We start from the raw sequence: 17576 nt of genomic DNA, 5'->3' as shown, positions 1-17576 counted from the left end.
CCGGATCGCGCCCTTGCGGGGAAGATGGACGGCGGAGTCTCAGTCCCTCACGGCGAAGGAGTCAGGGTGCCAGGGTCGACAGTTCTCCAGGAGGCCATCGGAGTCCTGAGCAGCCACCGCTCGGTGGCCCCACGCGCCGGGCACGTCGCCGGCCACTGCGTCTGCGGTACCGACACGGCGAACCTGGCCAAGCACCAGGCGTCCATGCTGGCCCGCCGCAACCTGCTGGTCCGGCCCGAGTCGGAGGCAGACTCGATCCTCCACGACCACCGGATCGTCGGCACGCTCGACGGCGAGGACGTGTGCGCGTGCGGCGCCACCGTCCACCCTGACGCGTTCTACGACCACGTGGCGCACGACCTGGCGGCGTGCGGGGTCCTGGTCGGTTAGGTCCGCCACGGCGACGCGCACGGTGCCGCCGCGCACCGTGCCGACGCCGTGACCGACGCCGTGAGCGACGCCGTGAGCGACGCCCGGTCAAGGCCCGTGCGCGCGGTCTGGTTCGATGGGCGGATGAGCGAAGCGCCCGCCGGCCTGGACGTCGGCTCTACCCTCACGCCCGCGATGCTGAGCCTGTGCGCGGGCGGCCTCGTGCGGACCTGGACCGAGGTCGGCGCCCGGCTCTGGTCGGTCGAGGACGACTCGCTGCGCACGGCGATGTACGAGGGCCGGCTCGCACGGACGCCGCGCGAGGACCGGCGGTTCCGCGAGGTCGCGCTGCTCGACGAGGAGCAGGGTGTGCTGGTCCTGGCGCCGCTGATCCGGGCGGCCGGAGGCGCGGACGAGTTCTCGCTCGACGTCGCCCCGCTCACGCTGAGGCCGGCGGGGGAGCCGAACGACGAGGTGATGGACGACGTCGCCGACGCCCTGGTGCGCGCGATCGGCTTCACCGTGTCGTCGGGCGGGTTCCTGCTGGTCGAGAAGGGCGGCTGGGACGCGCCGGAGGTGCCGTACTGCCTGTTCGTCGTCGACGACGACGCCGTGCACATCGAGACCGCCCCCGCACCGCACGGGGCGAAGGTCTGGGCCGAGCACGTGCGGCCCGGCGCACCGGGCGCGACCGTCAGCGCGCCGATGTCCGACGACGTCCTCGCCGTCGCCTGGCGGATCGTGCTCGACGCCGTCGCGACCTGGGGGGTCAGCCCCTGGGAGCTCGCGCTGACCTTCGGGGTGCGGTAGCCCCAGCCAGGGCTGAGCATGGTGCCAGCGCTCTCTGGCAAAAGGGGGTTCGCGATGACGAGTGAGTGTGGGCGCGTCCCGATGGCATCACAGGAGTCCCGGGGCCAGTGACATGGCCGAGACCCCGACGGCGGGCGGGCCGGTCGTCGCGCAGGAGTGGACGGCGCCCAGGCGCGCCGGGCTGGTCCTCCTGGCGCTGATCACGGTCGCCGCGGTCGCGAACCTCAACCTGTCCGTCGCCAACGTCGCGCTCCCGTCGATCGGCCGGGCGTTCGACTCGTCCCAGACGACGCTGGACCTCGTCGCCGTCGGGTACTCGCTCGGCCTCGCGGCCTCGGTGCTCTACCTCGGGGCGGTCGGGGACCGCTACGGGCGCAAGCTGCTGCTCAGCCTCGGCATGGTGCTGTCCGTGCCCGCGTGCCTGCTCGCCGCGTACGCGCCCTCGGACGCAGTCCTGTTCGTCGCACGCGTCCTCGGCGGGATCTCGGCCGGCATGGCCTACCCGACGACGCTCGCCCTCATCACGGCCCTGTGGTCGGGGCCGGGACGGACCAGGTCGATCGCGCTGTGGTCGGCGATCGGCGGCGGCGTCGCGGCGCTCGGGCCGTTGGTCGCGGGCTACCTGCTGGAGCGGTTCTGGTGGGGCTCGGTCTTCCTGGTCACGCTGCCGCTCGCCGTGATCGCCCTCGTGCTCGCCGTGATGCTCGTCCCCGCGCACGTGAACGAGACGGCCGAGCCGGTCGACAATCTCGGCGGGATCCTGTCGGTGCTCCTCGTCGGCGCGCTCATCCTCGCGATCAACTTCGCGCCGGTGCCAGGGCAGGGGGCCCTGGCCGCGGGTCTCGCGGTCGTCGCCGTCGCCGCGCTCGTCGCGTTCGTCGTCCGGCAGCGCCGCGCGGCCGCGCCGCTCTACGACCTGCACGTCGCCGGACGGCGGATCTTCTGGGTGGCCGCGTGCGCTGGCATCATCGTCTTCGGCTCGCTCATGGCGGCGGCCTTCGTGAGCCAGCAGTACCTGCAGAACGTCCTCGGGTACACGACGTTCGAGGCCGGCGCGGCGTTCCTGCCGGCGGTCGTGCTCATGGTGCTCGTCGCTCCCCGCTCGGCGAAGCTGGTCGAGTCCCAGGGGTCGCGCCGCACGCTGCTCAGCGGGTACGTCGCGCTCTTCCTCGCCTTCGCATGGATGCTGTTCTTCTGGGCGGAGGAGAGCGCCTACTGGCAGATCGCGCTCGCGTACGCGTTCATCGGGATCGGCGTCGGGCTCGCGGGCACCCCCGCCTCGCACTCCCTGACGGGTTCGGTCCCCGTGCAACGCGCCGGCATGGCCTCCGGCACCGCCGACCTCCAGCGCGACCTCGGCGGCGCCATCATGCAGTCGATCTTCGGCGCGCTGCTCACGGCCGGATATGCCACCGCCGTCGGCGCAGCCATCGCCACCGCGCCGAACGCCGTGGAGATCACGAGCAGCGTGCAGAACCAGCTCACCAAGTCGTTCGCCGGGGCGGAGTCGATCGCCGAGCGGTACCCGCAGTACTCCGACCAGATCATCGCCGGCGCCAAGGAGTCCTTCCTCGCGGGCGCCGACTGGGCCTACGCGGCGGGCTTGATCGCGATCGTCGTCGGCGCCGCGCTCGTGTTCTTCCTGTTCCCGAGGTTCGACCGCGAACGGCAGCTGCTGGCGGCCTACGGCGCCGAGGACCGCCGGGAAGGCGTCCGGACCGAACCGAAGGAGTCATGATGACCACGGCTGATGCAGCGGTGCATGCGAGCGTCGCCGACCGGCGAGCCCTCGGCAAGGACGCCAGGGAACGCGCTCCGCTCGAGGCCCACGCGGGCTGGCTGCCACCGAGCGGCCGCTTCGACCCCGTCGCGGTGCTCAAGGCCCAGAACACGACGAGGGAGCCGGACCTGGTGCCGGTGCGGCACGGCCGGATGATGGCCTCGGCCTTCACCTTCTACCGCGGGTCGGCCGCGATCATGGCCGCAGACCTGGCGGCGACCCCGACCGCGGGTCTCGAGGTGCAGCTGTGCGGCGACGCCCACCTGTCGAACTTCGGCGTCTTCGCCTCGCCGGAACGCCAGCTGCTGTTCGACCTCAACGACTTCGACGAGACCCTCCCCGGTCCGTTCGAGCTCGACGTCAAGCGGCTCGCCGCGAGCTTCGCGATCGCCGCCCGGAACAACCAGTTCCCGCCGTCGGACGTCACGCAGATCTGCCTCGCCGTGGGGGAGGCCTACCGCCTGGCCATGGCGGACTTCGCCCAGATGGACACGCTGGACGTCTGGTACTCGCGGATGTCGGACGACGACGTGCGGGCCGGGATGGAGAGCGCTCGCCGAGACTTCGAGAAGGAGGCCAGGGGCACCAAGGGAACCGCGGCGACCGACGGCCGGAGCCCCGGGGTGTTGGTCAAGAGGGGAGAAGCGGCCTTGAAGAAGGCGCGGTCCCGGACCAACCTGCAGGCCCTCTCGAAGCTGACCGAGGTGGTGGATGGGCGGCAGCGCATCGTCAGCCAGCCTCCGGTCCTGATCCCCAAGCGTGAGCTCGAGAGCTACTACGGGCTCGACGCCGCCGAGATCGACGATGCCGTCCACCAGGCCTTCGAGGACTACACCTCGACCCTCAGCGACACGCGGCGGCACCTGCTGAGCAGGTACCGGATCGTCGACGTGGCCCGCAAAGTGGTGGGTGTCGGCTCCGTCGGCACACGCGGCTACGTCGCACTGCTCGAGGGCCGTGATGCGCGCGACCCCCTCTTCCTCCAGACGAAGGAGGCGACCAGGTCGGTCCTCGAAGCCCACCTTGCGCCGAGCCGGTACGAGAACCCGGGCGAGCGCGTGGTCCAGGGTCAGCAGATGCTCCAGGCGGCGTCGGACATCTTCCTCGGCTGGTCCGCCGGCCTCGAGGCCGGCCGGTACTACTACTGGCGGCAGCTGAGGGACATGAAGGGCTCCGCGGACGTCGAGTCCATGGTTCCGGCCGGGGTGACGTACTACGCGAAGATCTGCGGCTGGACGCTCGCCCGGGCGCACGCCCGCTCGGGAGACCCCGTGGCCATCGCGGCCTACCTCGGGAGCAAGCGGCGGTTCGACAAGGCGCTCGCCGAGTTCGCGGAGCAGTACGCCGACCAGAACGACCGCGATTACCAGGCGTTCCTCGAGGCGATCGGCTCCGGGCGGATCGAGGCGCGTCAGGGGGTCTGACGTGGGGCGTGTGCGCTGCAAGGCTCCGTCGTCCGGCAGACTGCGCCTGTGCAGACCCCGACACCGACGTCCCCTGCCCGCCCGCCGATGGGCTGGAACAGCTGGGACTGCTACGGCACCACCGTCACCGAGGCCGAGGTGCTGGCCAACGCCCGCTTCATGGCCGAGCACCTGCTGCCCTTCGGGTGGGACACCGTCGTCGTGGACATCGACTGGTCCGACCCGACCGCCCGTGCGCACGGCTACAACGAGGGCGCGCCCCTCGCGCTGGACGACCACGGCCGGCTGGTCCCCGACCCGGGCCGGTTCCCCAGCTCGGCCGGCGGCGCGGGGTTCGGTCCGCTCGCGGAGCAGGTGCACGCGCTGGGGCTGCGGTTCGGCATCCACACGATGCGCGGCATCCCGCGCCTGGCCGTCGAGCGGGACACCCCGATCCTCGGCACCGGCGCCTCCGCGGCCGACGTCGCCGACCGGACCAACACGTGCGAGTGGAACCCCGACATGTGGGGCCTCGACCACGCGCACCCGGCGGCGCAGGCCTACTACGACTCCACCCTCGCGCTGTACGCCGCCTGGGGCGTGGACTTCGTCAAGGCCGACGACATGCTCTGGCCCTACCAGGCGGCGGACATCGAGGCGTACGCCCGCGCGATCGCCCGCAGCGGCCGGCCGATCCAGCTGAGCCTCTCCCCGGGGCGCGACCTGTCCCTGACGCGGCTGGAGCACCTGCGCGAGCACACGACGATGTGGCGCGTCTGCGACGACCTGTGGGACCGGTGGGAGGACGTCGAGGCCAACTTCGCGCGGTTCGCGCGCTGGGCGCCGCACGCCGGCGAGCGCGGCTGGCCCGACGGCGACATGCTGCCGCTGGGCCGGATCGGCCTGCGCGCCGAGCGCGGTGAGCCGCGCGACGACCGCCTGACCCCGGCCGAGCGGCGCACCCTGATGACCCTGTGGGTGATCGCGCGCTCGCCGCTCATGATCGGCGGCGACCTGCCGACGTCGGACCCGGCGACGGTCGCGCTGTTCACCAACCCCGACGTGCTGGCGGTGCACGCGCGCTCGAGCAACAACCGCGAGGTGTTCCGCGAGGGCCCTCTGGTGCTCTGGACGGCTGACGGGCCGGACGGCGAGCGGTACGTCGCCGCGTTCAACCTGGGAAAGGCGCCGCTCGCCGTCGCGCTCGACGCCGCGAACGTGAGTCTCCCCGCTTCCCGGCCGAGCAGGACGACCGTGCGGGAGCTGTGGACCGGCGCCGTGCTGCCGGTCGTACCCGTCACGACGCAGTCCGACGACGCCCGCGGCGTCGCGCCCGGCAGCGCGGCGGTGCACCTGGACCTGGAGCCGCACGGCTCCGTCCTGCTGCGAGGGTGAGGCCCGCGCATCGCTCGGCCGACGCGGCCGGCTGGCGCGATCCGCACGGCGTGCTGGCGGGAGGTGGCGCCGGATGGGCGCCTGCGTGACACGTCCTCGCGCATCGTGTGACCACCCACGGGGTGAGGTCTGTCCACTCAACTAGGCTCTCGCGGCAACTGGGGACGGCGGTAGACCTCCCCCTGCCATGCCGTCCAGCGGCATCGCCCCGCGCTGCCGAGACGAAGGTATGGACCATGGTCGCCCTGGTGCTTGTCCCCGTCGTGCTTGGCGTCGCCCTGTACAGGCTGCCCCTGCGGGCGGCGCAGGTCCTCGCGCTGGCCGGCCAGGGCTGGGTCGCCTGGCGCGCGGTGTCGCTGCTCACCCGTAGCACCCGCGACGGCATGTTCGCCGAGGTGCTCGGCGGCTCCGACCACCTGCTCTACATCTCCCTGCGCGGCGAGCGCACCGCGCTGACCTTCGTGCTGCTCACGGTGCTGCTGTTCACCGCGGCCCTCGTGTGGACGCTGCGCTCGTCCTACGCGGACAACAAGCTCCTGCTGCTGCTCCTGGTGCTGCAGGGGCTGAGCGCCGGGATCTTCCTCACGGACGACGTGTTCAACCTGTTCGTCCTGTTCGAGGTGGCCACCCTCACGGCCGTGCTGCTCGTGATGTTCAAGAAGGACCGGCGCAACACGTACGACGGCCTGTACTACCTCGTGGTCCAGATCGTCGCGATGCTGTTCTTCCTCTTCGGGGTCGCGTACCTCTACCGCACCTTCGGCGTCCTGTCGGTCACGGAGATCGGCCTGATGGTCCAGCAGGGCGTCGACGGCCGTGCGCTCGTGCTGCCGTTCGCGTTCATGCTGACGGGCATCGCGCTCAAGGCCGGGCTCTTCCCGCTGTTCTCGTACGTGCCGCGCTCGTACGGCAACCCCGGGGCACCGACGGTCATGCTCGTGCTGATGTCCGGGGTGCTGGTCAAGGGCGCCCTGTTCTGGCTGGCCCGTCTGATCGACGTGTTCGCCCCGGCCCTGGACCTCGGCGTCTTCCTGGTGGTGGTCGGCCTGGTGACCGGCGTCGCCGGCGCGGCCAAGGCCCTGGCCCAGACGGACGTGCGGCTCCTGCTCGCCTACAGCACGGTCTCCCAGGCCGGGCTCATCACGATCGCGCTGGCGACCGGGAGCGCGGCGTCGTCGGGCGGCGCGGTGCTGCACATGGTCAACCACGCGCTGCTCAAGACGGTGCTGTTCCTGACCGCGGCGATGATCGTGCGGCGTTACGGCACCGCACGCCTGGCGGAGCTGCGCGGGGTCGCGCGGCGGATGCCGCTCGTCGCGGTGGTGAGCGCGGTCGCGGTGCTCGGGATGGTCGGCGCTCCCTTCACCGGTGGCGGCGCCTCGAAGGACCTGATCCTCGCGGGGGCCGGTGGGACGTGGGCCGCGGTGGCGATCTGGGTGGTCAACGCCGGGACGATGCTGGTCTTCGTCAAGTACGCGGCGATGTTCTTCGGGACCCCGGAGCGCGAGCCCGTGCGGGACGGCGCCCACGCTAACAAGACGGGCGTCGTCGTCGCCCTCGCCCTGGTGTGCGTCGCGGCCGGCGTGCTCGCCCCGCAGCTCGCGTACGTGCTGGTCGGCGACGCCGTCGCGGTGCCGGCGGGCACGACCCTCGCGAAGGTCGCGGCCTTCGCGCTCCTGCTGGCCGGCGCGCTGCTCGCGCACCGGTTCGCGACGCCGGCCGCGCGGCGCCTGCGCGGCCCGCTCGAGCAGACGCTGTCCCTCCCGCAGGCCTGCCTCGCCCTGACCGTGTTCTTCGGCGCCGCGGCCCTGTTCGGGACCCTGGCGGTGCCGGGGGTGGCGACATGATCCGGCGCTACCTGCCCGTCGTCCTCGTGTTCCTGGTGATCTGGGTCGTCACGGTCGAGGTCCTCAGCTGGTTCGTCGTGCTCTCGGGCATCGGCGTCGCGGTGGTCGCGCTCGTGCTCACGAACCGCCTGCTCGGCATCGACTACGCGACCGTGTTCCTGAGCCCGCTCGCCACGCTCCGGTACGCCCTGGTGCTGCTCAAGGAGATCGCGACGGCCGCCTGGGGGATGGCCGCGATCATCCTGCGCGGCCGCGCGCAGGCGACGTACTTCGAGCACGAGAGCGCGCTCACGGACGACCTGCTGCTGTTCCTGCTGGCCAACAGCATCATCCTGACGCCCGGGTCCGTCGCCGTGGACCGCGAGGGCAGCCGCATCACGGTGATCACCGCGGACGACGACGTCGAGCGCGCCCGCGCGGCGTGCCTGCGCCTCGAGCGGTCCATCGCCCGGCTCCGGAGCGGGGGGTCCGCGTGTTCCTGACAGTGATCAGCCTCGTGCTGGTGATCGCGTCCGTGCTCAGCGGCGTCGTCGTGCTGCGCGGCACCGACCCGTGGAACCGGCTGCTCGGCTACACCCTCGTGGCCGGCAAGGTGAACATGCTCGTGATCGTCCTCGCTCTCGCGACCGGGCACAGCTTCTACCTCGACATCGCGCTGGTCTACACGCTGCTGAGCTACATCGGCGTCCTCGCCCTGTCCGACTACATGGCCGGGAAGGGGCGCGACCTTGGCTAACGAGATCATCGGGAACGTCATCATCGGGATCGGCACGGCAGCCGTCGTGCTCGGGCTCGTCGGGGTGTTCCGGTTCAAGGAGTTCAACCTCAAGCTCCTCGCGAGCTCCAAGATCGACACGGTCGGGCTGATCGCCATCGTGCTCGGCGCGGCCGTCCGCAGCGGAGTGACGTGGTTTTCCGCCAAGGCGCTGCTCATCCTCGCCGTCGTCGTCCTGGTCAGCCCGATCGTCACCAGCACCATCGCCGCCGGCGCGCGCCAGGCCGAGCGCTCCGACGCGGGGGAGGGCTGAGATGGGGATCGACCAGATCGTCTTCGTCCTGCTCATCGTCTTCGCGCTGGCCGCGGTGTTCGCGAGCTGCCTCAAGCACGCCATCATCACGTCGGGCGTGTTCGGGCTGTGGGCGTCGCTGGCGTACCTGCTGCACCACGCACCCGACGTCGCGATCTCCGAGGCGGTGGTCGCGTCGTCGCTGGGCACGGTGCTGCTGATCCTCACCATCCGCAACTACGGCGACATCAAGGTGCCAGGCATCCCGCGGATGATCTGGCAGCGCAAGGGCGCCGACCTGGTGATGCTCGGCACGACGGCGCTGGTGCTCTTCCTGACCGTCAGCACACCGCAGGTCGAGATCGGCCCGGTGCGCGACGCCGTCATGGGCAACTTCCTCGACTCGTCCGGCGTCGTCAACCCGGTGACCAGCGTGCTGCTGCACTACCGCGTGTTCGACACGGTGCTCGAGGCGCTCATGCTGCTGGTCGCCGTGCTCGGCGTCATGCACCTGAGCGACGCGAAGATCGGCGGCCCGGCGGCCGCCGGGTACGGATCGCTCAGCGCGCGGCACCCCACGATGGTCAAGGCGCTGCAGATCCTCACGCCGGTGCTGATCATCGTCGGCGTCGCGCTCATCGTCGGCGACCCGATCACGCCCGGCGGCGGCTTCCAGGGCGCAGGGCTGCTGGCCGCCGTCATCGTCAGCCGCTACCTCGCGGGGGCGCGCGGGCCGGCCGGCACCAAGAACCTCGAGACGCTCGAGAAGGTCATCTTCGTCGTCTTCGTGCTCAGCGTCGGGCTCTACGTCTTCCTGGGCCTGCGCGAGTACGGGCCCGACGTGTACGCCCCGTTCATGATCGCGATGAACGGGCTGCTCGGCCTCAAGGTGTTCTGCGGGCTGTCGATCATGTTCCTCTACTTCACCCGGGAGGCGTGATGCTCGACTGGCTCGACCTTTCCTGGCTCAACGGCGCCAACGTCGCCGTGATCCTCTTCTTCATCGGCGTGGCCGGCCTGGTGCTGCGCAAGAACATGATGATCAGCGTCATCGCGGTCGGGATCATGAACACCGCCATCATCCTGGCGTTCGTGACCATGGGATCCAGCGTGGACCACGTGCCGCCCATGGCCGCCGAGACCGTGGCCGCGGCGGCGGACCCCGTGCCGCAGGCCCTCATGATCACCTCGGTGGTCATCGGCGTCGCCGTCCAGACGGTGTTCCTGGTGCTGGTCCTCAACCACTACCGGCAGCACAAGACGCTGGACTGGGACGAGGCGAAGGCGATCCGCGCCGGCCGTCCGCCTGCCGGGACGGCGACGCCGAGCCCTTGACCGGCCGACCGCGCCGGACGTACGTTTCCGGCGCGATTCCCCGTAGGGCAGCTGGCTCCGACTCACCGAGTCGTCGCGGGGAGCCAACACGTGCATCACGAAGCACCGTGCTCGAATCAAGGCCCGCTCGAGGGTGACCACCTCGGCGGCTGCGACACCGCAACCTGGCCTGAAGGCCGAGGGCCCGAGCAGTCCATCTGAGAGGACTCCTCATGCCCATCGCCACCCCCTTCCCCGGCGGCACCATCCTCGGCTACCCGCGCATCGGCCGGCGCCGCGAGCTCAAGCGCGCCCTCGAGGCCCGCTGGGCGGGCCGCACCACCGACGCCGAGCTCGAGGCCGCCTCGTGCGCCCTGCGCCTGGCCACCGTGCGGCGCCTCGTCGAGCTCGGCCTCGACGCCGCGGACGGGTCCGTCCCGTCGTCGTTCTCGCCCTACGACCAGGTGCTCGACGCCGCCGTCCTGCTCGGCGTCGTCCCCGCCCGCGACTACTTCGTCGCCGCGCGCGGCGACGGCACCCGCCCGCCGCTCGAGATGACCAAGTGGTTCGACACCAACTACCACTACCTGGTCCCCGAGATCGGCCCCGGCACCCCGATCACGTTCGCCGACGACGCACCCCTCCGCTGGTTCGCCGAAGCTGCCCGGCCCTCCGACGGCGGCGCGGCCGTGGTCACCCGCCCCGTCGTCGTCGGGCCCGTGACGTTCCTGCTGCTGGCCAAGGCCGCCTCCGGCGCGCCGGCCGGCTTCCGCCCGCTCGACCGGCTCGACGACGTCGTCGCCGCGTACGGCGAGCTGCTCGCCGCCCTCGGTGCGGCCGGCGCGCCCTGGGTCCAGCTCGACGAGCCGGCCCTCGTCGCCGACACCGTCACCGGCCACCTGCCCGACGGCGTCCTGGCCGAGGCCGTGACCCGCGCGTACGGCGCGCTGACCGGCGTCGCCGGGCGGCCATCGATCCTCGTCGCCGCACCCTACGGCGACCTGCGCGGCGAGTCCGGCGACCACCTGGCGCTGCTCGCGGGCACCGACGTCGAGGCGATCGCCGTCGACCTCGTGCGCGGGTCGGCCCCGGCCGGACCCGTCCCCGGGCTCGAGACCAAGACGCTCGTCGCCGGGCTCGTCGACGGGCACAACGTCTGGCGCGCCGACCTCGCCACGAAGCTCGCCCAGGCGTCCGCGCTCGGCGACGCCACCGGCGCGGGAGCCGTCGCCGTCGGCACCTCCACCTCGCTGCTGCACGTGCCGCACGACGTCGACGACGAGACCTGGGACGGCACCGACGGGCGCGACCCGCGCCTCAGCGGCTGGCTCGCCTTCGCCGACCAGAAGATCGCCGAGGTCGCCACGCTCGCGCGCGGGCTCGCCCAGGGGGCCGACGCCGTCGCACCGGAGCTCGCGGCGGCGTCCGCGGCGCTCGCAGACCGTGCGGCCGCGGCGGGCGTCGTCGTGCCGGCCGTCCGTGCGCGCGTCGCGGGCCTGGAGGCCGACGACGAGACCCGCGCGCCGTACGCGGAGCGGGCCGCCGCGCAGGCCGAGCGCCTGCGGCTCCCGCTGCTGCCGACGACGACGATCGGGTCGTTCCCGCAGACGCCCGAGATCCGCTCGGCGCGCTCGGCGTGGGCCAAGGGCGAGCTCGACGACGCGGCGTACACGGCCGCGATGCGCGCCGAGGTCGCTCGCGTCGTGGCCCTCCAGGAGGAGCTGGGGCTGGACGTGCTGGTGCACGGCGAGCCCGAGCGCAACGACATGGTGCAGTACTTCGCCGAGCAGCTCGACGGGTTCGCCGTGACGGCCGGAGGCTGGGTGCAGTCGTACGGGTCGCGCTGCGTGCGCCCGCCGATCCTGTGGGGCGACGTCGCGCGCCCGGCGCCGATGACGGTCGCCTGGACGCGGTACGCGCAGTCGCTCACCGCCAAGCCGGTCAAGGGCATGCTCACGGGCCCGGTCACGATCCTCGCGTGGTCGTTCGTGCGCGACGACCTGCCGGTGGGGGAGACGGCCGTGCAGGTCGCGCTGGCGCTGCGCGACGAGGTCGCCGACCTCGAGGCGGCGGGGACCGCCGTCGTGCAGGTGGACGAGCCCGCGCTGCGCGAGCTGCTCCCGCTGCGGCGCGAGGCGCAGCGCGCGTACCTCGACTGGGCCGTGCGCTCCTTCCGCCTGGCGACCGCGGGCGCGGCGCCGGCCACGCAGGTGCACACGCACCTGTGCTACTCGGAGTTCGGCGAGGTCATCGACGCGATCGACGGGCTCGACGCCGACGTGACGTCGCTCGAGGCGGCGCGCTCGCGGATGGAGATCGTGCCCCAGCTCCACGAGGCCGGGTACGGGCGGGGGATCGGGCCGGGGGTGTACGACATCCACTCGCCGCGCGTGCCGTCGTCGGGCGAGGTGACGGAGCTCCTGGGGCTCGCGGTGACGTCGATCGACCCGGCTCTCGTATGGGTCAACCCGGACTGCGGCCTCAAGACGCGCGGCTACGCGGAGACGACCGAGTCGCTGCGCCACCTGGTGGCGGCGGCCCACGCGGTGCGCACCACCCTCTGACTCGCGCACTCTCCTCCCTCTCGACGTCGTACCTGCTGGCGTTCTCGCGCCGAGAACGCCAGCAGGTACGACGCCGAAGGGAGGGACGGCCGCGGCCGGCAGAGCGCTACCCGATCCGGCGGACCCGCCACACGCAGAACGCCGCCAGCGCCCCCGCGAGCGCGACGAACACGCCCGCCTCGATCCACTGGAGCGACCAGAAGCGGCTCTCGGGCTGGTAGAGCACCGACTGCACCAGGTGCTGCGAGGTGAGCCACTGCTGGCACGCCTCGAAGGTGGTGTTCCGGCCGCACTGGGTCGTGCCCACCGGGGCGCTGAACAGCGTGCCGTCCGCCGTGAGCACCTTGCTCGACTGGACCCAGCCGTGGAGGTCGTCGACGTTGGCGTCGACGACGAGCCTGTTCGCGGCCGGGTCGACGATGATGCCGTTGAGATGCTCGACGTCGAGGGCGCGCGTGAGCTCCACGGGCGGCAGCAGGAGCTTGCGCCCCCACTGGGTCATGGCGAACAGCACCGCGCCGTAGGCGACGAGCGTCGCCGCCATGGCCGGCAAAGTGCGGCGGATGACCAGGCCGAGCGTCACCCCGAGCGCGAACGCGAAGAGCGCGTAGGCGATCGGGACGACGCCGCGCGCGCTGAAGTAGGCGGGGACGATGCGGCCGGCGTCGACGGCGTCGACGTGGTGCGCCCACTGGGTCACGGCCCAGCTGAGCAGGCCCGCCGCCGCGGCGGACGCGGCGCCCACGAGCCCGAGCTTGACGGCCACCCACCGGCCGCGCGGGACCGACTGGCTCCACGCGACGCGGTACGTGCCGCTGTCCAGCTCGCGCGCGACGAGCGGCGCGCCCCAGAAGACGCCGACGACGGCGGGCAGGAGCACCACGAGGACGCCGGCGAGGTCGTGGACCGTGCCGTTGAGGCCGCCGCGGGCCGCGTTGAGGAACGACGCGACGGCCGAGCTGCAGTCCGAGCCGCAGGTGGCGACCCCGAGCGAGGTGTATGCGTGGGAGATGCTGATGCCGGTGATCAGCAGGGCCACGCCGAACAGCGCGATCGCGCCGCCCGTCACCCAGGCCTGGGTGCGGAACTGGCGCCAGGTCATCCAGATCATCGCGACACCTCCATCGCCGGGGCGGCGTGCGTGCCCGGGTCGGTGCCGGGCGCGGCGGCCCCGGCCATGTAGGCGAGGACCATGTCCTCGAGGCTGAGCGGTTCGACGCCGAACGACGGGTCGTCGACGGGGGTCGCGCTGCGGACGACCAGCGTGGACTGCCGGTCGGTGTGGCTCTCCTCGAGCACCTCGACGCCGGGCGGGAGCGCGGCGGCGTCGCGGCGGGCCCCGACGAGCCGGTAGTGCGAGCCCAGCAGCTCCTCGACGTCGCCCGCGATGCGCACGCGGGAGGCGACGAGGACGATGAGGTGGTCGCACACCCGCTCCAGGTCGGAGACGAGGTGGGAGGACAGGATCACGCTCGCGTCGTGCTCGGCGACGAACTCCATGAGGCTCTGCAGGAACTCGCGCCGGGCGAGGGGGTCGAGGCTGGCGACCGGCTCGTCGAGCACGAGGAGCTCCGGCCGCTTGGCGATCGCGAGCGTGAGCGCGAGCTGGGCCCGCTGCCCGCCGGAGAGCCGGCCGGCCTTCTGGTCGGGGTCGATTCCCAGCGCGGCGATCCGCCGCGCGGCCAGCTTCGGGTCCCAGCCGGGGTTGGTGCGGGCGCCGAACCGCAGGTGGTCGGCGACCGTGAGCGTGCCGTACACGGGGGTGTCCTGCGCGACGAACCCCACGCGCGCCAGCTGGGCAGCGTCCGCCGCGGGGCGGCGGCCCAGCACCTCGATGCGTCCGCTCGTCGGGGTCAGCAGCCCGACGGCGTGGTGCAGCAGCGTCGTCTTCCCGGCGCCGTTGGGTCCCACCAGTCCGACGACGCGGCCGGCGGGGATCGAGAGGGTGCAGTCGGCGAGCGCAGTGCGCCGCCCGTACCGCTTCGTCAGGCCGTCGGCCTGGAGGACGGTGGAGCCCATCGTGTCTCCTCGTACAGCGAGCGGAAGGTGCTGGTGAACAGTGCCTCGATGCTCTCGGGGTCGAGCCCCGCGTCCTGGGCCCGCTCGAGCCACGCAGCCAGCTCCTTGCGGAGCGGCTCGTGCGCCGCCAGAGAGTCGTCCGTCAGGGTGGCCGTCACGAACGTGCCGACACCCTGCCGGGCCACCACGAGCCCCTCGTACTCGAGCTCGCGATACGCCTTGAGCACCGTGTTGGGGTTGATCGCCACCTTGGCGACGACGTCCTTCACCGTCGGGAGCCGGTCTCCTGCGGAGAGCAGCCCCAGACGGAGCGCCTGCCGGACCTGCTGGACGATCTGCAGGTAGGGCGCGACGCCGGATCGGCCGTCCAGGTGGAACTCGATCACCGCAATACCTCAATCCACTAGATACCTAGTACTTTAGATATCGCAGGGGTGTCCCTGTCAAGGGGTGGGAGGGAAGTTGCCCGGAGGAGGTCAGCGCGCGCGGCGCACGGCCAGCGCCGCCGTCGGGAACGTGAGCATGGAGAACATGCCCGCGCCGACCATGGCCGAGCCGATGACGGAGCTCATGACACCCTCGTCGACGGCGATGTTCACGACGGCGACGATGACGGCCAGCCCCACCGACGTCCAGAACATCGCGGCGACGCGGTCCCGGGCCGAGGAGGTCCACGGGAGCACGAACGAGCCGGGTAGCCCGCGCGCGACGAACATGATCAGGAGGAAGACCGGGACGAGCGCGAGCGCGAGCGGCTGCGAGAGCAGCCCGCGCAGGTCGAAGGCCACGCCCGTGGTGACGAAGAAGAGGGGCGTGAGGAACCCGAAGGCGATGCCCTGGAACTTGCGCTCGGTCAGCAGGCGGTCGACGGGATCGATGCTGCTCAGGAGCTGGCGTACCAGGACGCCGGCGGCGAACGCGCCGACGAGCATGTCGAGGTCGAACACCTCGACGCTCACCGCGGTCAGGAGCGCGATGGCGAACACGACGATCCGGATCGCGAAGTTGCCGGAGGTGTGCATCGTCGCGGTGATGAGCCGGCGGGCGCTCTCCGGCAGGCCGCGCGACGCGATCCGGAGCGAGAGCAGCACGAGGACGGCGAAGAGGACGAGGGCGATCACGGACCACCAGATGTGCCGCCTGCCGAACACGACCGACAGGGCGAGCAGCGGGGCGAGCTGGCCCACGGTGCCGGCCGCGATGATCGCGCGCCCGAACGGCGTCTCGAGCTCCCCGGCGTCGCGCATCGAGGGCATCGCGGTGCTCAGCGCCGTCGACGTCAGTGCGATGCCGACGAACACGCCGGTCGTGACGAGGGAGGTGCTGCCGTCGCCCGAGACCTGGAGGCCACCGGCGTCGGCGGCGACGACCACGCCGATGCCGGCGAGCACCGCGAGGACCAGGGAGATCAGCCAGCCCGACGTGGCCCAGCCGAGCTGCTTGCGCGTGACGGTGCGGAACTCGAGCTCGTACCCGGCGATGAAGATGATCGCCGCGAGACCCATGCGCCCGACCGTGGCCGCGACGCCGCCCGGCTCGACCAGGCCGAGGATGGCCGGGCCGATGATGATGCCCAGCGCGATCTCGACGACCGGCAGCGGGACCGCGATCAGGCGCTTGCTCAGCGCGGCGAGCGGGGGTGCGACGACGACGGCCGCGAGCACTGCAGCCAGGCTGAGAAGGGCAGAGTCCACGTCGTGAACTCTAGGAACGATCCGCGTTTCCGGCCGCCTGAAGGTTGAGGCCCGGCCCCGTCAGCGGCCGCGGTAGCGGTCCCAGACCTCGGCGAGGGCCGGCACGGTGATACCAGCCGCCGCGCGGGCGCGCGGCCGGGTGAGCAGGATCCCGACGACGCCGACGACGAGGGGCACGAGCACGACGGCAAGCGCGAGGCGGTAGTCGCCGAGCGTCGGGGCGCCGTCGGGCGCCCGCTGGTCCAGGACGACGCCGACCGCGAGCATCACGAGGACGGCGGACACGAACCCGCCCATGTTCGCCACGCCCTGCGCGGTGCCGCGCCGCTGGGCCGGGTTGAAGCTGGCGGCGAGGTCGAGGCCGATGAGCGAGCTCGGCCCGCCGACCGAGATCAGCACTACGAACACCGCCAGCACCCACAGCGGGCGCGGCGTGGCCGGCAGCAGCACGAGCGCCCAGGCCGCGGCCGTCGCGGACGCGACGCCCAGCACCGCCCACGTGCGGCGCAGCGGGTGGCGCGCGGTGAACTCACCGATCACCGGCCCGCTCACGATCGAGACGCCCACGTTGAGGGCCAGCAGCGCTCCGGCCTGGCCGGCGCTCAGGCCTTGGCCCTCGACGAGGAACGGGACGCCCCACATGAGCACGAAGACGTTCGTGCTGACGCCGCCGACCATGTGGGCGAAGAACCCCAGCCAGGTGCCCGCGCTCGTCAGCGTGGCGCCCAGCCCGTCGAGGCCGCGCCGCAGCGAGGGCTCGTCGCGCGGCCCCGAGCGCACGCCGAACGCGGCGATGCCGGCGGTGACCAGCCCGACCGCCGCGAGGACGGCGAAGGCGGGCGCCCAGCCGAAGCGATGCAGGGCGAACGCGAACGGGATGGCGGAGACCACCTGCCCGAGCTGGCCGACCAGCCCGGTGACCTGCGTCAGGAGGGGCACCCGGCGCCGGTCGAACCAGCCCCAGACGAGGCGCACGGCGGAGATGAAGACGGCCGCGTCGCCGCACCCGACCAGCACCCGGAGCGCGATCGCGACGCCGACGCCCGGAGCCAGCGCCATCCCGGCCTGCCCCGCCGCCATCGTCAGCGCGCCGAATGTCAGCAGGCGGCGCGGGCCCCACCGGTCCAGCGCGACGCCCATGGGGATCTGCATGCCGGCGTAGGTGGCGAGCTGGACGACGACGAACAGCGACAGGACCGTCGCCTGCACGCCGAACCTGTCCGCCGCGACCAGGCCGGCGACGCCGAACGACGAGCGGTGGGCGACGGCCAGGACGTAGACGGCGAGCCCTGCGGCCCAGGCGAGCCACGGCGTCGCTCGGGACGTCAGGCGGTGGGGCACTGGCTCATGCTCCCATGACCGTCCGGGGCGTCC

General features: G+C 72.5%; 17 protein-coding genes. 12 read left to right on the top strand and 5 right to left on the bottom strand.

The window, feature by feature from the left end:
- Positions 1–66: 66 nt before the first annotated feature.
- The 12 genes from ACO4JP_RS10940 (at position 67) to metE (ending at position 12489) form a co-directional block, all read left to right on the top strand.
- On the top strand, positions 67–390 hold the full coding sequence (locus ACO4JP_RS10940) for a hypothetical protein (protein WP_425953723.1): 324 nt from the start codon (positions 67–69) through the stop codon (positions 388–390).
- Positions 391–513: 123 nt separating this feature from the next.
- Positions 514–1179: a hypothetical protein gene (locus tag ACO4JP_RS10935; protein ID WP_425953722.1), complete on the top strand. Its 666-nt coding sequence runs from the start codon at positions 514–516 to the stop codon at positions 1177–1179.
- A gap of 112 nt (positions 1180–1291) precedes the next feature.
- Positions 1292–2917: an MFS transporter gene (locus ACO4JP_RS10930; RefSeq protein ID WP_425953721.1), complete on the top strand. Its 1626-nt coding sequence runs from the start codon at positions 1292–1294 to the stop codon at positions 2915–2917.
- Positions 2917–4383 carry a DUF2252 domain-containing protein gene (locus ACO4JP_RS10925; RefSeq protein ID WP_425953720.1) on the top strand — a complete coding sequence of 489 codons (1467 nt, stop codon included), beginning with the start codon at positions 2917–2919 and terminating at the stop codon, positions 4381–4383. Before ACO4JP_RS10930 ends, ACO4JP_RS10925 begins: the two co-directional genes overlap by 1 nt.
- A gap of 87 nt (positions 4384–4470) precedes the next feature.
- Complete coding sequence (locus ACO4JP_RS10920; protein WP_425957090.1) at positions 4471–5757, top strand: alpha-galactosidase; 1287 nt, start codon at positions 4471–4473, stop codon at positions 5755–5757.
- A gap of 236 nt (positions 5758–5993) precedes the next feature.
- Positions 5994–7604, top strand: a complete 1611-nt coding sequence (locus ACO4JP_RS10915; RefSeq protein ID WP_425953719.1) for a complex I subunit 5 family protein — start codon at positions 5994–5996, stop codon at positions 7602–7604.
- Positions 7601–8086, top strand: coding sequence for a Na+/H+ antiporter subunit E (locus tag ACO4JP_RS10910; RefSeq protein WP_425953718.1), 486 nt, complete (start codon positions 7601–7603; stop codon positions 8084–8086). Before ACO4JP_RS10915 ends, ACO4JP_RS10910 begins: the two co-directional genes overlap by 4 nt.
- Entirely contained in the window at positions 8077–8340 is a 264-nt protein-coding gene (locus ACO4JP_RS10905) for a monovalent cation/H+ antiporter complex subunit F (RefSeq protein ID WP_425953717.1), read from the top strand. The genes ACO4JP_RS10910 and ACO4JP_RS10905 overlap by 10 nt, the downstream gene beginning before the upstream one ends.
- Complete coding sequence (locus ACO4JP_RS10900) at positions 8333–8632, top strand: monovalent cation/H(+) antiporter subunit G (protein WP_425953716.1); 300 nt, start codon at positions 8333–8335, stop codon at positions 8630–8632. The genes ACO4JP_RS10905 and ACO4JP_RS10900 overlap by 8 nt, the downstream gene beginning before the upstream one ends.
- A 1-nt stretch (position 8633) precedes the next feature.
- Positions 8634–9551 (top strand): hydrogenase subunit MbhD domain-containing protein, encoded by a 918-nt coding sequence (locus tag ACO4JP_RS10895; protein ID WP_425953715.1) that lies wholly within the window; start codon positions 8634–8636, stop codon positions 9549–9551.
- The gene (locus ACO4JP_RS10890) at positions 9551–9946 is read left to right on the top strand and encodes a sodium:proton antiporter (protein ID WP_425957089.1); all 396 of its coding nucleotides are present in this window, start codon (positions 9551–9553) and stop codon (positions 9944–9946) included. Before ACO4JP_RS10895 ends, ACO4JP_RS10890 begins: the two co-directional genes overlap by 1 nt.
- Positions 9947–10158: 212 nt before the next feature.
- The gene (gene metE / locus ACO4JP_RS10885) at positions 10159–12489 is read left to right on the top strand and encodes a 5-methyltetrahydropteroyltriglutamate--homocysteine S-methyltransferase (protein WP_425953714.1); all 2331 of its coding nucleotides are present in this window, start codon (positions 10159–10161) and stop codon (positions 12487–12489) included.
- A gap of 106 nt (positions 12490–12595) precedes the next feature.
- Here metE and ACO4JP_RS10880 read toward each other — a convergent pair whose 3' ends face one another.
- The 5 genes from ACO4JP_RS10880 to ACO4JP_RS10860 all read right to left on the bottom strand — a co-directional run bounded on the left by ACO4JP_RS10880 (position 12596) and on the right by ACO4JP_RS10860 (position 17543).
- Complete coding sequence (locus tag ACO4JP_RS10880; protein ID WP_425953713.1) at positions 12596–13600, bottom strand: hypothetical protein; 1005 nt, start codon at positions 13598–13600, stop codon at positions 12596–12598.
- Positions 13597–14508, bottom strand: a complete 912-nt coding sequence (locus ACO4JP_RS10875; RefSeq protein ID WP_425953712.1) for an ABC transporter ATP-binding protein — start codon at positions 14506–14508, stop codon at positions 13597–13599. The genes ACO4JP_RS10880 and ACO4JP_RS10875 overlap by 4 nt, the downstream gene beginning before the upstream one ends.
- A complete protein-coding gene (locus tag ACO4JP_RS10870) occupies positions 14475–14894 on the bottom strand; it encodes a GntR family transcriptional regulator (protein WP_425953711.1) in 420 nt (139 codons plus the stop codon). Before ACO4JP_RS10870 ends, ACO4JP_RS10875 begins: the two co-directional genes overlap by 34 nt.
- 90 nt (positions 14895–14984) lie before the next feature.
- Complete coding sequence (locus ACO4JP_RS10865) at positions 14985–16202, bottom strand: cation:proton antiporter (protein ID WP_425953710.1); 1218 nt, start codon at positions 16200–16202, stop codon at positions 14985–14987.
- 60 nt (positions 16203–16262) lie between these two features.
- Positions 16263–17543, bottom strand: a complete 1281-nt coding sequence (locus ACO4JP_RS10860) for an MFS transporter (RefSeq protein WP_425953709.1) — start codon at positions 17541–17543, stop codon at positions 16263–16265.
- Between the last annotated feature and the right edge of the window lie 33 nt (positions 17544–17576).

The sequence above is a fragment of the Xylanimonas sp. McL0601 genome (assembly GCF_049852175.1).
GTDB lineage: Bacteria > Actinomycetota > Actinomycetes > Actinomycetales > Cellulomonadaceae > Xylanimonas.
The sequence above is the reverse complement of the archived record's forward strand: the minus strand, read 5'-3'. Positions and strand labels throughout refer to the sequence as shown.